The following is a 17,744-nucleotide window of genomic DNA, read 5'->3' as shown; positions in this document are numbered from 1 at the left end:
GGGACCAGCCAGGACGCGCCGCCTCGGCGCCGCCCCCCTACGGGCGCTCGCCGCTTCAGTGGCTCACCGGCGGGGTGTGGCCGCCATGGCCGGGGGCAGCGCGCAGCACTGCGGTGAAGGTGCTGCCCTGCTCCGGCACGCTGCTCACCTCGATGCGCCCGCCCATCATCTCGATCAGCTTCTTCGACAGCGACAGGCCGATGCCGGTGCCTTCGATGTCACTGTGCTCGCGGCCCAGCCGGCTGAAGGGCTTGAACAGGTCGTCGAGCTGCTCGGGGCTCATGCCGAAACCGGTGTCGCGCACCTCGATCGCCAGGTCCTCGCCGTCGTACTGGCTCACGCCCACCTCCACGCGGCCCTGCGGCCGGTTGTACTTGATGGCGTTGCTCAGCAGGTTGACCAGCACCTGGCGCAGCCGCCCCTCGTCGGCGATGACCAGCGGCGCCGCCTCCGGCGAGGGCGCGTCCACCTGCAGGGTGATGCCGGCCGTCTGCGCCTGCGGCGCCACCAGCTGCAGGCTGTGCTGCAGCGAGGCGCCGAGGTTCACCGCCCGCATCTGCAACTGCGTCTGGCCGGCCTCGATGCGGCTGAGGTCGAGCAGGTCGTTGATCATGGCCAGCAGGTGGTGGCCGGCCTGCAGGATGTAGCCGGCGTACTTGTGCTGGTTGGACTTGGGGTCGTTCTGTGGCGCGGTGGCGAGCAAGAGCTGGGAGAAGCCGATCACCGCGTTGAGCGGCGTGCGCAGCTCGTGGCTCAGGTGGGAGAGGAAGAGCGACTTGGCCCGGCTTGCTTCCTCGGCCGCAGCGCGCGCCCGGCGCTCGGCTTCGAGTGCGTGCACTTCGCTCATGTCGCGCAGCACCACGGTGAGCAACCGGACGCCGTCCGCCTCCACCCGCGACACCGACGCCTCGAGCGGAAACTCCTCGCCGTTGGCACGCTGGCCCACCAGCTCGGCCGGCGCCCCGGCCTCGCGCGCGGCTCGCCCGGCCTGCTCGAACAGCTCGATGGCGGCCTCCGGCGCGGCACGCAACCGCTCGGGCAGCAGCATGTCGAGCGTGCGGCTGAGCATGCGCTCCGCGGGCACCTGGAACATGCGCTCCGCGGCCGCGTTGAACAGCACGATGCGGTGGCTGGCGTCCAGCGAGATGATGGCGGCCGTGGCCGAATCGACGATGGACGCCAGCTGCTGGCGGCTGGCCTGCAGGGCCAGCGCGGTCGACTTGGCATCGTGGATGTCGGCGCCGGTGCCCACATAGCCGGCGAAGCGGCCCGCCCCCTCGAAGCGCGGCATGCCGGTGGCCACGATCCACCGATACTGGCCGTCGCTGCGCCGCAGCCGGTATTCCAGCTTGTAGGCCCGCCGGGCCTGCAGCGCCTGCCGGAAGGTCCGCGACACCCGTTCACGGTCGCCGGGGTGCACGCTGTCCTGCCAGCCGGCACCGAGCTCCTGCTCCAGCCGCCGCCCGGTGAACTTGAGCCAGCTGCGGTTGACGTAGTTGCAGCCCCCTTCGGCATCGGACACCCAGATCAGCGCTGGCGCTGCCTCGGCCATGAAGCGAAAGCGCTCCTCGCTCTCGCGCACCCGCTCCATCGCCTCGGCCAGCTGGGCGGTGCGCTCGAACACCCGTTGCTCCAGGGTGGCGTGGCTGGCCTTGAGGGCCGCTTCCAGGCCGGCGATCCAGCGCGCGCTGAGCAGCGCCACGCCGAGGAACAGCAGGGTCGAGGCGAGCACTGTCCAGACCAGGCCGGCCTCGCCGTCGTACCAGCCGGCGCGCTGGCCCATCAGCCGGAACCAACCGGTGGCGGCCGGGTACAGCAGCACGAGCGGAAGCATGGCCCTCAGGAAGCGACCCGCCGCACCGCCGCGGGCCCATCCCTGCCAGAGCCCTTCCAGCGGGGAATGCAGGGCGACTGCTGCCGTGCCCAGCATCAGGATGACGGTGGCCGAGGGCAGCGGCAAGCTGCCGAAGGCCGAGCCCAGCCGGCCCTGCCACTCGGCGTCGTACAGGAGACCGATGGAGGCGATGTAGCCCACCAGCACCGCCAGCAGTGCCGCCGACACCCCGCCCTGCCGCCAGACCGGGTGGCGCTGCACCGCTGCAGGGCCAGGGCTGGCCACGCTGGCGGCCAGCAGCAGCAGGCAGGTGGCGCTCAGCAGGGTCATGTCGGTGAAGCGCAGCAGCCCCAGCCAGCTCCCGGTCTCCACCGGCGCCACCGCGTAGTGCAGCAGGCTGCCCAGCCCGGGCAGTGCCGCGATGCCGGCCAGCCATGCCGCAGCGCGCAGCGGGACCGTGCCGGCGGCCTGCAGGAACAGCGCGATCGACAACAGGCCGAAGCCGATGGCACCGGCCGGCTTCATGCTCCAGAGCCCGGCGCGGCGGCCCGCCAGCCAGCCGCCGTCGATGCACCAGCCGATCAACACCGCCATGCACAGCGCCGCCGAGGCAGCACTGGCCGCACGCGCGTAGGCGCGCCAGCGTGCCGGGCGTGCGTCGGCAGGCGCCACAGGCGAGGCAGGGGCCACACTGGAGAGGGATGGGCTCATGGCAAGCGCAAGGCAAGTCTCGGCAGGCCACCGACCACTCCATCTTGGCCCACTTCACACGGCCGGTCTATGCCCGGCTTCGAACCTGGTCCATTTTGCGGGCTGCAGGGCATCTCGGCCAGGCCGGCGAGCCGCCCGGCTCCAACATTTTCACGTTCAGTGGCTGGCAGCCACCGCGGCAACGGCCGCCGGCCAGCGGCGGTTCAGCACCAGCCAGGCCACCAGGCCGACCGTCATCATCAGCATCGAACCGAGCGCGAGCGCCACGGTGGAATGCATCACCAGCGGCGCCACCACGCCGGCCACCACACCATTGGCCAGCGAGCCGATCACCGCTTGCAGCGAAGAAGCCAGGCCGCGCCGCTCGGGGAAGAGGTCCAGCACCATCAGCGTCACCACCGGCACCATCAGGGCCCAGCCAAAGCTGAACACCGCGATGGGCAGCAGCGCCCAGGACACGTGTGCCGGGAACGCCAGGTTGGCTGCCACGTTGACGACCGACATCGCCGCCATGATGACGAAGCCGTGGCGGATCTGCCGGCGCGGCTCGATCTTGCCGGCCAGCCGCCCGCTCAGCCAGGCGCCGGCCATGATGCCGCCGATGTTGAGCACGAAGAACCAGAAGAAGCTGGTCGGCGCCAGCCGCAAGTGCTCGCCCAGGAAGGCCGGGGCCGACAGCACATAAAGGAACAGGCCGTTGAACGGCACCCCGCTGGCCAGCGCCAGCAGCAGGAAGCGCGGATTGGCACCCAGCTGCCAGTAGCCGCGCAGCAGGTTGCGCGCGTTGAAGGGCTGGCGGTGCGTGCTGTGCAGTGTCTCGGGCAGCACGCGGAAGTTCGCCAGCCACAGCAGCACGCCCACGCCGGTCAGGAACCAGAAGATGCTGTGCCAGTCGGCATGCACGAACAGGAAGCCGCCAATGATGGGCGCGACGGCCGGCGCGATGCCGAAGTAGATCGTCACCTGCGCCATCACCCGCTGCGCTTCGGCCGGCGGGAACATGTCGCGGATCACCGCCCGCGAGACCACGATGCCGGCCCCCGCCGACAACCCCTGCAGGGCGCGGAAGAACACCAGCGCACCGATGCTGCCGGCCAGTGCGCAGCCCGCCGACGCCAGCGTGAACACCGCCACACCGGTCAGCACCACCGGGCGCCGGCCAAAGCTGTCGGCCAGCGCGCCGTGGAAGAGGTTCATGAAGGCGAAGCCGAACAGGTAGGCCGACAGCGTCTGCTGCATCTGCACCGGCGTCGCGTCGAGCGATTGCGCGATGCCGGCGAAGGCCGGCAGGTAGGTGTCGATCGAGAACGGCCCCAGCATGCCCAGCGCGGCCAGCAGCACCGCGAGCGCCCAGCGGGGGGCCAGCCAGATCTTGTGTGCGTCGGGGTTCATGCCGTCTCGCCTTGTTATTGTCGTGCACGGTGGTGCCCGGCACAGCGCAATAAGAGTGAAGCAAGCCGATAGGCCGGATTCTGTGCACCGGGTCGCCCCGGCGTGACCGCCATTCCTCTGGGCCGCCCCTCGCGGGAACGGCTCGATGCCACCTACCCGCACACTCCCCGGGCCGGATCGACGTGTGCCTATTTGGTGTTGCTGCGCGTAGAGATTGCCCGTTTCACCCGGACTCAACCGGCTCGTCTCTGTTGCTCTGATCCTCGCCTCACGGCGGACAGGTGTTACCTGCTACGCTGCCCTGCGCAGTCCGGACCTTCCTCCAGTGCACCCTTTCGGGTCTCGCACCAGCGGCGGTCTGGCTTGCTTCACATGGCAATTATCTAGCCTGGCGAGGAAAGCTGCTCGCGGGCCGGGCGAAAGACCTGCGCATCGTCATAGAAGCCGGCGGCCTGGTTGCCGGCCCACCAGCCCGGCACGCCCAGCACCGGCAGTGGCAGGAAGGGCTTGGCGGCGAACAGCTCGGCTTCCATGCCGACCCAGGCGCGCCCGATGTCGGCCACCACATGCACATGGGCGGTGATGGGCTTGCGCGGCTGCAGCAGCTTCTCCAGCAGCGCATGGCCGATCAGCCGCAGCTGCACCTCTCGCCAGGCCGGCCGCAGGTCGATGAAGAGGCGCTGCCATTGCCGGCGCCTGAGCGCGTCGAGCAGCTCGGGCGGGCCGCTCATCAGCGCGCCGTTCTCGTCGAACACCGTCAGCCCGTCGCGCACCGCGCCGCGGGTGGCACCGCCACCACCCGCGCGGGCCAGCTGCTCGGCCTGCAGCTCGTGCAGCCGGCGCTTGAGCTGCGGCTCGGTACACCACACCAGGCCGTTGAAGAAGTCGTGCAGGTTGTCGCGCGTCGGCACGCAGGCCGTGGCGGCGATATGGGTCTCGTAAGCCACGCCGGGCGGCAGCGCCGCCTGGGGCACGAAGCGCAGCGGGCCGGCCTGCAGTCGAGGCCGCCCGTTGGCGTCGATCTCGTCGTCCAAGGCTTGTGCGACGCTCGCACCGGCCTGCAGCCGCTCCACCAGCCGCAGGCCGTGCGCACGACAGCGGGCGAGCCAGGGGGGCGACCAGTCAATGCGGTCGAAGGGCGCGGCGGGCATGCTGCTGCGTCAGCGCCAGGGCGGGCTGGCGCTGACGCCCTGGCGGACGGCCCACGAGCGCGCAGCCGGCCTCATGCCGCCGCCATGCCGGGCCTCAGGCCAGGCGCCAGGCCAGCGCTTCGCCACCACGCAGCGGCTTGAGCTGGGCATCGCCGAACGGCATGGTTTCCGGCGGGGTCCAGCTTTCCTTGCGCAGCGTCACCTGCCCGGTGTTGCGGGGCAGGCCGTAGAAATCCGCACCATGGAAGCTGGCGAAGCCTTCCAGCCGGTCGAGTGCGCCGGCTGCCTCGAAGGCTTCGGCATACAGCTCCAGCGCCGCATGTGCGGTGTAGCAGCCGGCGCAGCCGCTGGCATGCTCTTTCAGGTGGGCCGGGTGCGGCGCGCTGTCGGTGCCCAGGAAGAACTTCGCGCTGCCGGAGGTGGCCGCCTGCACCAGCGCCAGGCGGTGTTCCTCGCGCTTGAGCACCGGCAGGCAGTAGTAGTGCGGGCGCACCCCCCCGGTGAAGATGGCGTTGCGGTTGTAGAGCAGGTGGTGGGCGGTGATGGTGGCGCCCAGTCGTGCGTCGGCCTCGTTCACGTACTGCGCCGCGTCGCGCGTGGTGATGTGCTCGAAGACGATCTTCAGCTCGGGAAAGTCGCGCCGCAGCGGAATCAGCTTGGTGTCGATGAAGGCCTTCTCGCGATCGAAGATGTCGATCTCGCTGTCGGTCACCTCGCCATGCACCAGCAGCGGCAGGCCCAGGCGCTGCATGGCCTCCAGCGTGGGATAGGTCTTGCGCAGGTCGGTCACGCCGGCATCGCTGTTGGTCGTGGCCCCGGCCGGATAGAGCTTGACAGCCACCACGCCGGCATCGCGCGCGCGCGTGATCTCGTCGGGCGGCAGCCTGTCGGTCAGGTACAGCGTCATCAGTGGCTCGAAGGACAGGCCGGCCGGCACCGCCGCGCGGATGCGGTCGCGGTAGGCCACCGCCTGCGCCGCGGTGGTGACCGGCGGCCGCAGATTGGGCATGATGATGGCGCGACCGAACTGGCGCGCCGTGTCCGGCACGACCGCCAGCATGGCGGCGCCGTCGCGCACATGCAGGTGCCAGTCGTCGGGACGGGTGAGGGTCAGCGTGGAGGTCATGACCGGCATTGTCCCACTCCGCCGGGGCGGGCCATCACTCTGCAACACATCGGCTGCCGCGCCGCGGACTGAACTTCTATGCTCGGTCCTTCGCTGTCGCGGCAGCGAAGCGCATCAACCTTGGGAAACTGCATATGAACGAGATCGCGAAGAACACCCGTGCCACCATCATCCCCTGCCTGCGCTATCGCAATGCGCCGGCCGCGATCGACTGGCTCTGCGAGGCGTTCGGCTTCGAGCGGCGGCTGGTGGTGCCCAATGACAACGGCGGCGTGCTGCATGCACAACTGGTCTTCGGCAACGGCATGATCATGCTGGCCTCGGCCGACAACGAGTCGGAGTACGGCGACCTGGTCAACCTGCCCGATCAGGTCGGCGGCGTCGAGACCCAGAGCCCTTACCTGGTGGTGGCCGATCCCGATGCGGTCTTCGCGCGGGTCAAGGCTGCCGGCGCACAGATCGTGGTGGAGATCAAGGACGAGGAGTACGGCGGCCGTGGCTTCACCTGCCGCGACATCGAAGGCCGGCTCTGGAGCATCGGCAGCTACGACCCCTGGGTCGAGACCACCCCCCGGTGAGCCCGCGGCCGGCCGCGCCAGCGGCCCTTCAGTGGAAGTCGCGGCTGTCGGTGCCCAGGCGGCCCAGCAGCGGCGTCAGGTCTTCCAGCCGGCGGGCGATCAGGTGGGCCACGCCCTGGCGGTGCTGCCACACACCGCGCACCGCCAGCAGCCGTGCATGCAGCAAGGCCTCGCGATACTGCTCCCGCACCTTGGGCCAGACGATGACGTTGACCGAGCCGGTCTCGTCTTCCAGCGAAACGAAGATGGTGCCGTTGGCCGTGCCCGGTTGCTGCCGCATCGTCACGATGCCGCAGGCGCCGGCGGCGCGCCCGTCCGGCCCTGCCTGCAGGGCCTCGGCCGTCGACAGGCCACGCGCCGCCAGCCGCGGCCGCAGCAAGGCCAGCGGATGGCGGCGCAGGCTCAGCTTCAGCGCCGCGTAGTCGAACACGATCTCCTCGCCTTCCGGCGCCTCGAAGAGGCTCAGCGGCGCCTCCTGCACCGGCGCGTCCTGCAGGAGGCCCGGCGCAGCCTGCCAGGCCGCCGCCTCCCAGACCTGCTGGCGGCGGTGCCCGGCCAGGCTGCGCAAGGCGTCCGCGCCAGCCAGCCGCTTGAGGTCGTGCGGCTCCAGCCCGGCGCGGCGGGCCAGGTCCTGCACGCTCTCGAAGGGCCGCACGGCCCGCGCTTGAAGGATGCGGGCGATGGCCGGGCCCGACAACCCGGCGATGCGCTCCAGCCCCAGGCGCACCGCCGGCTGCACCGGCGCGCCCACCTGCAGGTCTTCGAAGCTGCTGCCAGCTCCGCTGTACTGCACGTCGGGCGGGCGCACGTCCACCCCATGGCGGCGTGCGTCCTGCACCAGCTGGCTGGGTGAGTAGAAGCCCATCGGCTGTGAGTCGAGCAGCGCGGCCAGGAAGGCGGCCGGCTCATGGCACTTGATCCAGCTGCTGTCGTAGGCCAGCAGCGCGAAGGAAGCCGCATGGCTCTCGGGGAAGCCATATTCGCCGAAGCCCTTGATCTGCTCGAACAGCTGCTCGGCGAACTCGGCCCGGTAGCCGCGCTCGGTCATGCCCTTGAGGATCTTGTCGCGAAAGGGCAGCACGTCGCCATGGCGCTTCCAGGCCGCCATCGCGCGACGCAGCCGGTCGGCCTCACCCGGCGTGAAGCCCGCGCAAAGGATGCACAGCTGCATCACCTGCTCCTGGAAGATCGGCACCCCCAGCGTGCGGCCCAGCGCTTCTTCGAGCTGCGGTGTCTCCAGCTTCGGCCGCGGTTCGCCGGCCCGGCGGCGCGCCTCGTCCTTCTCGCGGCGCTTGAGATACGGGTGCACCATGCCGCCCTGGATGGGGCCGGGCCGCACGATCGCCACCTCCACCACCAGGTCGTAGAAGGTGCGTGGCCGCAGCCGCGGCAGCATGCTCTGCTGGGCCCGGCTCTCGATCTGGAAGACGCCGATGGTGTCGGCGCGGCAGATCATGTCGTAGGTCGGCTCGTCGCGGTCGGGGATGTCCTCCAGCCGGAACGGATGGCCGCGCCGCTGCGCGATGAACTCCATCGCCCGGCGCAGCACGCTCAGCATGCCCAGCGCCAGAACGTCCACCTTCATCAGGCCGAGCGCGTCCAGGTCGTCCTTGTCCCACTCGATCACCGAGCGGTCTTTCATCGCGGCGTTCTCGATCGGCACGATGCGGCTGAGCTTGCCGCGTGCGATCACGAAGCCGCCGGTGTGCTGGCTCAGGTGGCGAGGGAAGCCGCGCAGCTGCTGCGTCAGCTCGATCCACTGCAGGACCCGGCGGTCCTGCACGTCCAGCCCGTGGCCGGCCAGGCGCTCGGACATCACCGCCAGGCTGTCCCACCAGTGGTGGTCCTTGGCCAGCAGGTCGATGGCTGCCTCGTCGAAGCCGAGTGCCTTGCCAACATCCCGAATCGCGCTGCGCGAGCGGTAGCTGATGACGGTGGCGGTCAGCGCCGTGCGCTCGCGGCCGTACTTGGCATAGAGGTACTGGATCACTTCCTCGCGCCGCTGGTGCTCGAAGTCCACATCGATGTCGGGCGGCTCGTCGCGCTCCCTGCTGATGAAGCGCTCGAACAGCAGGTCGGCACGGGCCGGGTCGATCTCGGTGATGCGCAGGCAGAAGCAGACCGCCGAGTTGGCCGCCGAGCCGCGGCCCTGGCACACGATGTTCAGCGAGCGCGCGTGCCTGACGATGTCGTAGACGGTCAGGAAGTACTTCTCGTAGCCCTTCTCGGCAATGAGGGCCAGCTCCTTCTCAATCAGCGCCCTCACCTTCTCCGGCACACCGTTCGGGAAGCGCTCCAGCGCGCCCTGCTCGGTCACCTGGCGCAGGTAGGAGGCCGGGGTCTCGCCTGCCGGCACCACTTCCTCGGGATATTCGTAGCGCAGCTCCTGCAGGCTGAAGCTGCAACGTGCGGCCACCTCCAGCGTGGCCTGCAGCAGCTCCGGCGGATAGACCTGCGCCAGCCGCAAGCGCGATCGCAGGTGCTGCTCGGCATTGGGCTGCAGCGCCGTGCCGCACTCGGCCACCGGCCGCCCCAGGCGGATGGCGGTGAGCACGTCCTGCAGCGGCTTGCGCGAGCGCAGGTGCATGTGCACGTCGCCGGCCGCCACCAGCGGCGCCCCGCTCAGGCGGCTGGCCTCGCGCAGCTTGTGCAGCCAGGCCACGTCGTCGGCTTGTTGCAGCAGCTCCACCGCCAGCCAGCCGCGGCCGGCGAAGTGCCGCTGCAGCCACGAAGCCTGGGCCAGCACGGTCTCCAGCCCGGCACTGCGGTCAGGCACCAGCAGCACCACGCAGTCGGCCAGCGCCTCGGCCGACACCTGCCCGAGCTCCAGCCGGTACTGGCCCTTGGGGCTGGCACGCCGCAAGCCGGTGATGAACTCGCTGAGGTTGCCATAGCCGTCCCGCCGGCACGCCAGCACCACCAGCCGCAGCGGCGTCTCGGCCTGCACCAGGAATTCGCTGCCGATCAGCAGCCGCAGCGCAGGTGGCTCGCCGCCCTGCTCGGCGGCCTGCTGCTGCAGGTCCTTCAAGCCCTGCCAGGCGCGCACCACACCGGCCAGCGAACATTCGTCGGTCAAGGCCAGCGCGCTGTAGCCCAGCGCAGCGGCCCGCTCCACCAGCTCGGCGGGATGCGAGGCACCGCGCTGGAAACTGAAGTTGCTCAGGCAATGCAGCTCCGCATAGGACGGCAGCAGGGTCGCAGCGTTCATGGCGCCCCCCTGCTCGTGCATCGGGCAAGCCCTGCCCGGCGCCGGGCGCCAGGCGCTCGCCCGACCAGCCGCCGCCAGCGGTGCCGCCCTGACTGGAAGCCGGGCCAGCGCATCAGCCGAACACCCCGTGCAGGTACCAGCCGCTGCCGCTGCGACTGTCCATCGGCGTGCCGGACACCAGCTCCCGGTAGATCCACAGCAGCCCCGAGCGCGGGCTGAAGGCAATGAAGTAGTCGCGTGCCACCGACGGCAGGCCGTCGGTGTCCCACCAGCCGACCTCGATGCGGTGCGGCCCGGCCAGCAGCTGCAGCGGCAGGCCGGCATGCTGGGGCCGCTCGTGCCGCACCGCCAGTGGCAGCGGCGCGGCAAGCAGCCAGGCCGGCTGCGGCAGTGTGGGCGCGGCCGCAGCCGGCAGGGCCTGCCACTCGGTGGCCGGCACCCAGCGCTGCATGGCCTCTGGCCGGTGGTCCGAGCGCAGCTGCGGGCGCAGCACCTCGCCGGCCCCGAGCCGCGCCGACAGCCGCTCCATCAACTGCGCCAGCGACTCGCCGTCGCGGGGAGCCCCCGGGCCGGCCTGCAAGGGCAGCGCCTGGTTGCCGCAGACCAGTGGCTCCACCCGGTCGGCGCGCAGGCCCAGCTCGCCGACCGGCCCGGCCAGGGCCACCCGTCCCAGCCACTCGCCCAGCAGGCGGCAGAGGTGATCGGGGTCCCGCGTCAGTTCCGCGGTGCGCAGCGGCAGCTCGCCGGCATCGTCCACCCCCGGGCGGTGAAAGTCGTGGCGCCAGCGCAGCACGAACTGCCGCACGCCCGCCTGCCGGGCGGCCAGCCAGCCGCACAGCTGCAGCAGCAGGCGGCGTGCACCGAACATCAGCGCGCTGGCCTCCTCGACCCGGCCGGGCAGCTCCAGCCGGGCGTCGAACACCTCCGGCAGGGCCAGCCACGGGTGGCTTTCCGGCCGCTCGCCATAGGCCTGGTCGAGCGCCTCCAGCAAGCCGGCGCCGCAGCGCCGCGCCAGCCCCGGTCGCGGCAATGCACGCAGGTCGCCGAGGCGGCGGCAGCCCAGCCGGGCCAGCAAGGGTTCCTGTGCCGCGGCGGCGCTCAGGGCTGTCAGCGGCAAGGCGTCCAGCCGCGCACCCCAGCGGCGCGGCGCGTGTGCCGCTACGGCCGACGCTGCGGCGCCGCCGCCCCTTGCCGCACGAACGAAGGCGAGTGCCGCCAGCGCCGTCGGGCCACGGGCGACGGCGGTGCACCCCAGCTCGGCGGCCTCGCGGGTGATGCGCTCCCGCAGCGCCCGCGCGCCACCGAACAGCCGCAGGCTGGCCTGCACCTCCAGCAGCACCGCTTCGTCGAGCAGGCACACCCGCGGCGTGAACTGCAGCGCCCACCAGCCAATGGCTTGCTGCTGCGCAGCATCGCGGGCGCCCGGCGGGCTCCAGGCGCCACCAGCCTCAGGCGGGGACGGCGACGCGGGGCAGGCCAGTGCCAGCCAGTACAGCATCGGCAGGCTCCTGAGATCCGGGCAGCTCGGCAAGATCGGGCACCGCAGCCGGTGCCTGGCGCGCCAGCATCACCGCGCGCCACTTCACGGCGACCAGCGGCGCCACGCCGGGTGGCTGGGCGGTGAGCGCAAGCGGCTGTTGCCGCGGCGGCCCACGCCGCTTGAGCAGCGTCACCTGCAGCCCGCCGAGCTCCGCGGGCGCCAGCAGCAACCGCAGCGGCGCCGCCGACGCCGCATGGCGGGCCGCCTCCGGGCGGAACATGAACAAGGGCACGCCAGCCGCCTGTGCATGGGCGTGCAAGCGGCGCAGCGCCTCCGGCCGTGCCTGCGGCAACCAGCCCAGCACCGCGCCACTGTCGCGGCAGTGCAGCGCCTGCTCTATTGCCCACAGCGCCTGCGCGCCGGCCAGCCGAGGCAGCCACAACAACTGCCGCAGTTCCAGGCCGCTCGACAACAGGCCCGGCAACTGCGGCTGCAGCGCCGGCGCACCGGGCGCCAGGGCCGGTGCGCCAACCAGCACCAGGCTGCGGCCGCCGTCGCACAGGCGCGGCAGGCAGGGGCCCAGCAGCCGCCATTCGCAGGCGGCGCCGGCGGGCTGCAGGATGTCGATCAGCGAACGGCAGGGCCAGCCACCGCCCGGCAACTCGGCGTCGAGCGCCGCATGGCCGCTGGGCAGCACCGGCTCGCTGCTGTTGGCCAGCTGGTCGGCCCGCCACATGGCGGCCCCCAGCCGGCCCTGCAACTCGTCGACCGACAGCCGGCCGCCCGGCGCCGCCATGTCGGGCGGCGAGACCGGGCGGGCCGGTGAGGAAGGCGGCAGGTCCTGCCGCGTGCCAGGCGCATGCATCGGGGTGGGCAGAAAGAGGTGGCGGGAAGATACTGTATATATGAACAGTATACGGCCCGCAACCGGGCTGCGCGAGCAACCCTTTGGCAGGTCCCGCCCATTTGCTGCCGGCGCCCCGCCCAGGCAGCCAGCCGGGCCTCAGCGCGGCGCCTGGATGGCGCTGAGCCGGTCCGGCGTGCCGGCAATGCGCTCCAGCTTCGGGTAGCGCAGGCCGCCGCGGTAGTCGAGCTTGGCGATGCGGAAGCGGTCGCCCTCCTGCAGCAGCAGCTCGATCGGCGGTGCCCCCTCGGCACGCGCGGCCGTGATCGCCTGCTGCAGCACTTCGGGCTTGTAGGCGCGCAGGTTGACGCCCAACAGCTTCATGCCCGGCGCCAGCCCGGCCCGGAAGGCCGGGCTGTCCCAGGCGACCTCGGCCAGGCTGCCGTCCTCGTTGATCAGCAGGCCGACCGAGTACAGCAGGTGAGTGCTCTTGCGCTGCGCCTCGGCCGCCTTGAAGAACTCGCTCGGCTTGTCGTCATAGACCAGCTTCCAGCCGGCTCGAACCAGGCCGTCCAGCGGAGCGCGCGGCTCATGGCTGTCGAGCCGTTCACGCAGGAAGGCGGCCCAGTCGTGCGGCTGCACCTCGTTGAGCGTGCGCACCACGTCCTCGAAGGTGTAGGTCAGCGGCTCGACGCGGCCATCCTCCACGCCGAAGAAGCGGCGCGCGAAGTCGTCCAGCGAGCGCTTGCCCTGCGACCGTTCACGGATCAGGGTGTCCACGTCGAGCCAGATCAGGGTGGCTTCGTCGTAGTAGTCGCGCATGCGCTGCCAGTCCGGCCAGTCCTTGGGGCGGCGGGCGGTGAAGATGTTGTCGTCGTTGGTGTCCTGCAGGTTGCGCCAGAGGCGGCCGGTGCGGTGGTCGTAGGTGGCGGCCACCTGGGCCAGTGCGTCGCGGCCCTGCTCCGGGGTGGCCAGGCCGCTGCGCACGGTGAGCATGCGGCCCCAGTACTGCGTCTGGCCTTCGTAGACCCACAGCAGGGAGTTGCGCATCGGCACGTTGTAGGTGGGCGTCCAGAGATCCGCGGGCCGCCGGAACTTGCCGTTCCACGAATGCACGTACTCGTGCGGCAACAAGTCGCGCGACTCGATGCTCTTCGCCCAGTCCTTGAAGTAGCCCGGCTTCACCGCGTTCTCGCTCGACTGGTGGTGCTCCAGCCCGATGCGGCCGAAGCTGTCGCTCAGCGCCAGCAGGAAATCGTAGTGCGCGAAGTGGCGCGAGCCGAACAGCCGGTCGCTTTGCACCACCAGGTTGCGGTGGGCCTGCCATTGCGCCTCGGTGGCCTGCAGTTGCTCGGCCTCGTCGGCAACGACGTTGAGCACCACCGGCCGCGACTGGCCGGGCCCGTCCAGCGTCACCCGCTTCATGTGGCGCCCGGCGAACACCGGCGAATCCACCAGCGTTTCCAGGTTCACCTTGCCGTAGCGCACCCAGCCCTGTGCATCGGGCTGCGGCGGCTGGCCGTCGCCGCCGCGCAGCGCCGCCGCCTGCTGCCAGCCGGCCGGCAGCCGCAGGCTGGGCTGCACCTCGATGCGGCGGGTGTAGTGGCCGGCCGGGTACAGCACCACCGTCTGCCATTGCACGCCGAGGATGGCCTGGCTGACCGACACCCGGCCGCTGCGCTCGCTCAGCGGCGACAAATGCTGGAACTCCAGCGTCAGCGGGCTGCCGCCGGCCGGCACGACGAGATGGAAGGCAAACGAGTCGACCGGGTCGCGCGTCCAGGGCACCGTGCGCCCCTGGGCATCGGTGATCTTCAGCCCGGCCAGGTAATTCACGTCACCGGCCGGCCCGTGGTTGCCCGGCAGCCAGCGCGGGTACAGCAGGGTCAGCGCGCCCGCGGCGGCCGGCAGCGTCTGGCGCACCTGCAGCACGCGGTGCTGCAGGTCACTGGCATCCACCTGCAACTCGATCAGTCCAGGGTAAGGCACATCGCGCGGCTCGCCGATGGCCGGGACCGCGGCAGCGGGGGCCGCGCCTTCGGCAGCCAGCACCGGCCACGCCGACAGGCCGGCCACGCACATTGCGACGACAAGAGACAGTAGCTTCATGGCGGAAAGGCTCGAAATGAAGGAAGCGAGAAGATAGAGATGTTTCGCCACTGTGTGGAACCGTTCACGTCTGCAAATGTGTATAGCAGGTCGACACCGGCGAGTGCGCGAAACCAGCCGGCTGAGGCCGCCGCCAGGGCAAGCCGGAGGAGCCCTGCGTCCGATGTCCACCGCGGGTCTGAACCGCCCCGTTGTTCGCGCCGCAGCGCTCGGCACGGATCCCGCCGACCCCGTGGCAGCGGCTGCTCGCTGCCTGCGGCGCATGCCCTCACCGCATCCGGCGCCTTGCGCCTTCCATCCGCCCAAAGGCCGGCGCCCGCACCGGCGCGTCGGCCTGCCCCCAAGCTGCCGTGCCCGGCGCGTTTGCCCGCCTGGCAAGGGCTTGCCGAAGGCCGGGACGCCCACCCGGAAGGTAAGGTGAACCGCCAAACGATGAGCGATCGAGCACCAAACTTGATGGAAAACGGGCCGCTTCGCTTCCATTTCGGCGCCTACACTGCCCCGACTGCCAGCTTCGCAAGCAAGGAGACCGAATGCTCAATCACGTCATGGTGGGAAGCAATGACCTCGAACGATCGAAGCGGTTCTACGACGCTGTCCTGGGTGTTCTCGGCGCTGGCGAGCCCGTCCGGAACACGGCGGCGTCGGGCCATGTTCGGCTCTTCTACCGCCACAACGGCAGCACGCTGGGCGTGACCCAACCGATCGATGACGAGCCGGCGACCGCCGCAAACGGGAGCACCCTCGCGTTCAGGTGTGACTCGCCTGGGCAGGTGCACGCCTTCCACGATGCGGCAGTGGCACACGGCGGCACCTCCATAGAGGCCCCTCCGGGCGTGCGCGAGGACCCGCACGGCGCCTACTACCTCGCCTACGTCCGTGACCCGGATGGCCACAAGCTCTGTGCCATCCATCGGCTGCCGTCATAGCGCTCGTTCGACGATGGCCAGCGGAGTGAGGTGCCTTGCTGTCCGCCCGGGCGTCGGGCTGACGGCGAACGTCGTGCAGCGTACGACCCTCCGGTTCAGCCGGGTGGTGGTCGACAGCCCCGCGCTCATCGTCTTGCTGCACGGGACGAAGTCGCTCGAATCGGCGGGCCAGCGATGGACCCTTCACGGCGGTGACGCCATTGCCGTCGCAGGAGGGCAATCCTTCGACGTGTCGAACCGGCTGTCTGCTGCAGGCCTCTACGAAGCCCGCTGGCTTGTCTGGGACACCGCCATCATCGAAGGCTTCGAGCCGCCAGGCCCGGCCGGCCGGCCACTGTCGGGAGCCCGGGTCCTCCAGCAGGTCGGGACCGGGTTCGTCGCTGCCGTCGACCATGCCGTGGCCGGCGTGACCGACGTTTCCAGCTTTCCAGAGGAAGTGGCACGCCACCGGCTGGCCGAACTGCTGGTGTGGCTGTCTGTCGCCGGCGTTCGGTTCGCCACCCCGCACACCACCACAGCGTCACAGTTGCGCCGGCTGTTCGCCGCATCGCCTTCTGCGGCGTGGACGATGCCGGCGGTCGCCGCTCGACTGGCGATGAGCGAGGCCACGCTGCGAAGAAGGCTGGGGGTGGAAGGAACCGGCTTCGCAGACCTGCTTGCCGACGTCCGCATGTCCTGCGCGATGACGCTGCTTCAATCGACCGACCACCCGGTGGCCCACATCGCCTCGGCGGTGGGGTACGAATCGGCCTCCCGATTCGCCATCCGGTTCCGCCAGCGGTTCGGATTCGCCCCGACCGCGATCCGGGGCCACCGCCGAGCCGGCCCGTGAAACGGCCCAACCCGCGCCGGACGGCCCGGCTCGTGCGAGGGCCAGCGCCTGCCGGTGAACGAGCAGTGGCATCGCAGCTGCCTGGCCGCTGCGGCTGGCGCAGCGAGTCGCCCTGAACTTCCCGCTGCGAACGGGTTGCCGCGGAGCGCCTCCGCCGAGCCCGGGCAGCCGGGGCGCCTGGCCCAACACAGTACGGCCCTCGGAGAATCGCACGGCCCGGTTCGGCCCGGCCTTGCACCAGCCACGGGGGACCGGTCGACAGGAACGGGCGGCGCTGAGCCCGCATTCATGAGGCGCCAGCCGCCCCGGACCGGTTTGCAACTACCCACTTCATCCGGACGATGACGGGAATGCCCGCGAGCAGGCAACCCTGAGCGCAGGAGGGGCCTGCCAGCAGGGAACTTCGATAGTTTTTTCAGATCAATGTGAGAGATGCAATTCCAAACACCCTCTTTAGCACTTCATCTCATCGAGTGCTAATATTTGAAGGAACTAAAGGAGGTGCTGGCATGTCTACGCTTGCCATGAACGTCTCATCTGCCAACGCACTCGCTGTCCGTGACCCTTGGAGTCTGGTGCCCTCCCTCGGCAACCTGGACGCCTACATCTCGGCGGTCAACCGGCTGCCGATGCTGACGCAGGAAGAAGAGAAGACCTACGCCCGCCAGTTCCGCGAGCACAACGACCTGCACGCCGCCGGGAAGCTGGTGCTGTCGCACCTGCGCCTGGTGGTCTCGGTATCGCGGCAGTACCTCGGCTACGGCCTGCCGCACGGCGACCTGATCCAGGAAGGCAACGTGGGCCTGATGAAGGCCGTCAAGCGCTACGACCCTGAACAGGGCGTGCGGCTGGTCAGCTATGCCCTGCACTGGATCAAGGCCGAGATCCACGAATACATCCTGAAGAACTGGCGCATGGTCAAGGTCGCGACGACCAAGGCGCAGCGCAAGCTGTTCTTCAACCTGCGCTCGATGAAGCAGAGCCTGAAGGAGGAGGCGGCTGACGCCGAAGTCCACCGCAGCACGCTCACCGACCGCGAGATCGACACCGTGGCCCGCGAGCTGAACGTCAAGCGCGAGGAAGTCACGGAGATGGAAACCCGCCTGTCCGGCGGCGACGTGGCCCTCGAGCCGACGGTGGACGACGGTGAAGAGAGCTATGCACCGATCGCCTACCTCGCCGACGAGAGCAGCGAGCCGACCCGGGTGATGGAATCGCAGCGCCGCGATGTGCTGGCCACCGACGGCATCGCCAACGCGCTGGGCGCACTGGACGACCGCAGCCGCCGCATCGTCGAGGAACGCTGGCTGAAGGTCAACGACGACGGCTCCGGCGGCATGACGCTGCATGAGCTCGCGTCCGAATACGGCGTCAGCGCCGAGCGCATTCGCCAGATCGAGGTCGCGGCGATGAAGAAGATGCGCAAGTCACTGGGCGAATTCGCCTCCTGAGGCCTGGCGCCAAGTGCTGCAAAGCCGCCGCGAGGCGGCTTTTTTCATCCCGGTCGTTGCTCGCGCTGGCGATCATTTCACCTTGTTTCGCAGCCGCCC

Annotated in this window: 12 protein-coding genes and 1 other RNA gene; 4 read left to right on the top strand and 9 right to left on the bottom strand. The window is 70.5% G+C overall.

Annotated features, from left to right (window positions below):
• Positions 1 to 55: 55 nt before the first annotated feature.
• The 5 genes from N7L95_RS20120 to pyrC form a co-directional block, all read right to left on the bottom strand.
• Positions 56 to 2,545, bottom strand: a complete 2,490-nt coding sequence (locus tag N7L95_RS20120) for a sensor histidine kinase (protein ID WP_301257027.1) — start codon at positions 2,543 to 2,545, stop codon at positions 56 to 58.
• Positions 2,546 to 2,701: 156 nt separating this feature from the next.
• Positions 2,702 to 3,937: a multidrug effflux MFS transporter gene (locus N7L95_RS20115; protein ID WP_301257026.1), complete on the bottom strand. Its 1,236-nt coding sequence runs from the start codon at positions 3,935 to 3,937 to the stop codon at positions 2,702 to 2,704.
• 53 nt (positions 3,938 to 3,990) lie between these two features.
• Positions 3,991 to 4,307: RNase P RNA component class A (gene rnpB / locus N7L95_RS20110), an RNA gene on the bottom strand.
• 13 nt (positions 4,308 to 4,320) lie between these two features.
• Positions 4,321 to 5,088 (bottom strand): DUF3025 domain-containing protein, encoded by a 768-nt coding sequence (locus N7L95_RS20105; protein WP_301257025.1) that lies wholly within the window; start codon positions 5,086 to 5,088, stop codon positions 4,321 to 4,323.
• 94 nt (positions 5,089 to 5,182) lie between these two features.
• The gene (gene pyrC / locus N7L95_RS20100) at positions 5,183 to 6,214 is read right to left on the bottom strand and encodes a dihydroorotase (protein ID WP_301257024.1); all 1,032 of its coding nucleotides are present in this window, start codon (positions 6,212 to 6,214) and stop codon (positions 5,183 to 5,185) included.
• A gap of 134 nt (positions 6,215 to 6,348) precedes the next feature.
• Between pyrC and N7L95_RS20095 the strand changes: the two genes are divergently transcribed.
• Entirely contained in the window at positions 6,349 to 6,792 is a 444-nt protein-coding gene (locus tag N7L95_RS20095; RefSeq protein WP_301257023.1) for a VOC family protein, read from the top strand.
• A 28-nt stretch (positions 6,793 to 6,820) separates the two neighbouring features.
• On the opposite strand, the gene N7L95_RS20090 is transcribed toward N7L95_RS20095, so the two are convergent.
• The 4 genes from N7L95_RS20090 to N7L95_RS20075 all read right to left on the bottom strand — a co-directional run bounded on the left by N7L95_RS20090 (position 6,821) and on the right by N7L95_RS20075 (position 14,433).
• On the bottom strand, positions 6,821 to 10,000 hold the full coding sequence (locus N7L95_RS20090; protein WP_301257022.1) for an error-prone DNA polymerase: 3,180 nt from the start codon (positions 9,998 to 10,000) through the stop codon (positions 6,821 to 6,823).
• 112 nt (positions 10,001 to 10,112) lie between these two features.
• Entirely contained in the window at positions 10,113 to 11,498 is a 1,386-nt protein-coding gene (locus tag N7L95_RS20085; protein WP_301257021.1) for a Y-family DNA polymerase, read from the bottom strand.
• Entirely contained in the window at positions 11,449 to 12,345 is an 897-nt protein-coding gene (gene imuA / locus N7L95_RS20080) for a translesion DNA synthesis-associated protein ImuA (RefSeq protein ID WP_301257020.1), read from the bottom strand. Before imuA ends, N7L95_RS20085 begins: the two co-directional genes overlap by 50 nt.
• A 138-nt stretch (positions 12,346 to 12,483) precedes the next feature.
• The gene (locus N7L95_RS20075) at positions 12,484 to 14,433 is read right to left on the bottom strand and encodes a M61 family metallopeptidase (RefSeq protein WP_301257019.1); all 1,950 of its coding nucleotides are present in this window, start codon (positions 14,431 to 14,433) and stop codon (positions 12,484 to 12,486) included.
• A 533-nt stretch (positions 14,434 to 14,966) separates the two neighbouring features.
• Here N7L95_RS20075 and N7L95_RS20070 point away from each other — a divergent pair.
• The 3 genes from N7L95_RS20070 (at position 14,967) to rpoH (ending at position 17,645) form a co-directional block, all read left to right on the top strand.
• The gene (locus N7L95_RS20070) at positions 14,967 to 15,362 is read left to right on the top strand and encodes a VOC family protein (RefSeq protein ID WP_301257018.1); all 396 of its coding nucleotides are present in this window, start codon (positions 14,967 to 14,969) and stop codon (positions 15,360 to 15,362) included.
• Between the two features lie 73 nt (positions 15,363 to 15,435).
• The gene (locus N7L95_RS20065) at positions 15,436 to 16,194 is read left to right on the top strand and encodes a helix-turn-helix transcriptional regulator (protein ID WP_301257017.1); all 759 of its coding nucleotides are present in this window, start codon (positions 15,436 to 15,438) and stop codon (positions 16,192 to 16,194) included.
• A 509-nt stretch (positions 16,195 to 16,703) separates the two neighbouring features.
• Entirely contained in the window at positions 16,704 to 17,645 is a 942-nt protein-coding gene (gene rpoH, locus N7L95_RS20060) for an RNA polymerase sigma factor RpoH (protein WP_435870032.1), read from the top strand.
• The last annotated feature ends 99 nt before the right edge of the window (positions 17,646 to 17,744 follow it).

The organism is Eleftheria terrae, assembly GCF_030419005.1.
In the GTDB taxonomy this organism is placed as follows: Bacteria; Pseudomonadota; Gammaproteobacteria; order Burkholderiales; family Burkholderiaceae_C; genus Caldimonas; species Caldimonas terrae.
This window is presented reverse-complemented; position numbering and strand designations above follow the sequence as displayed.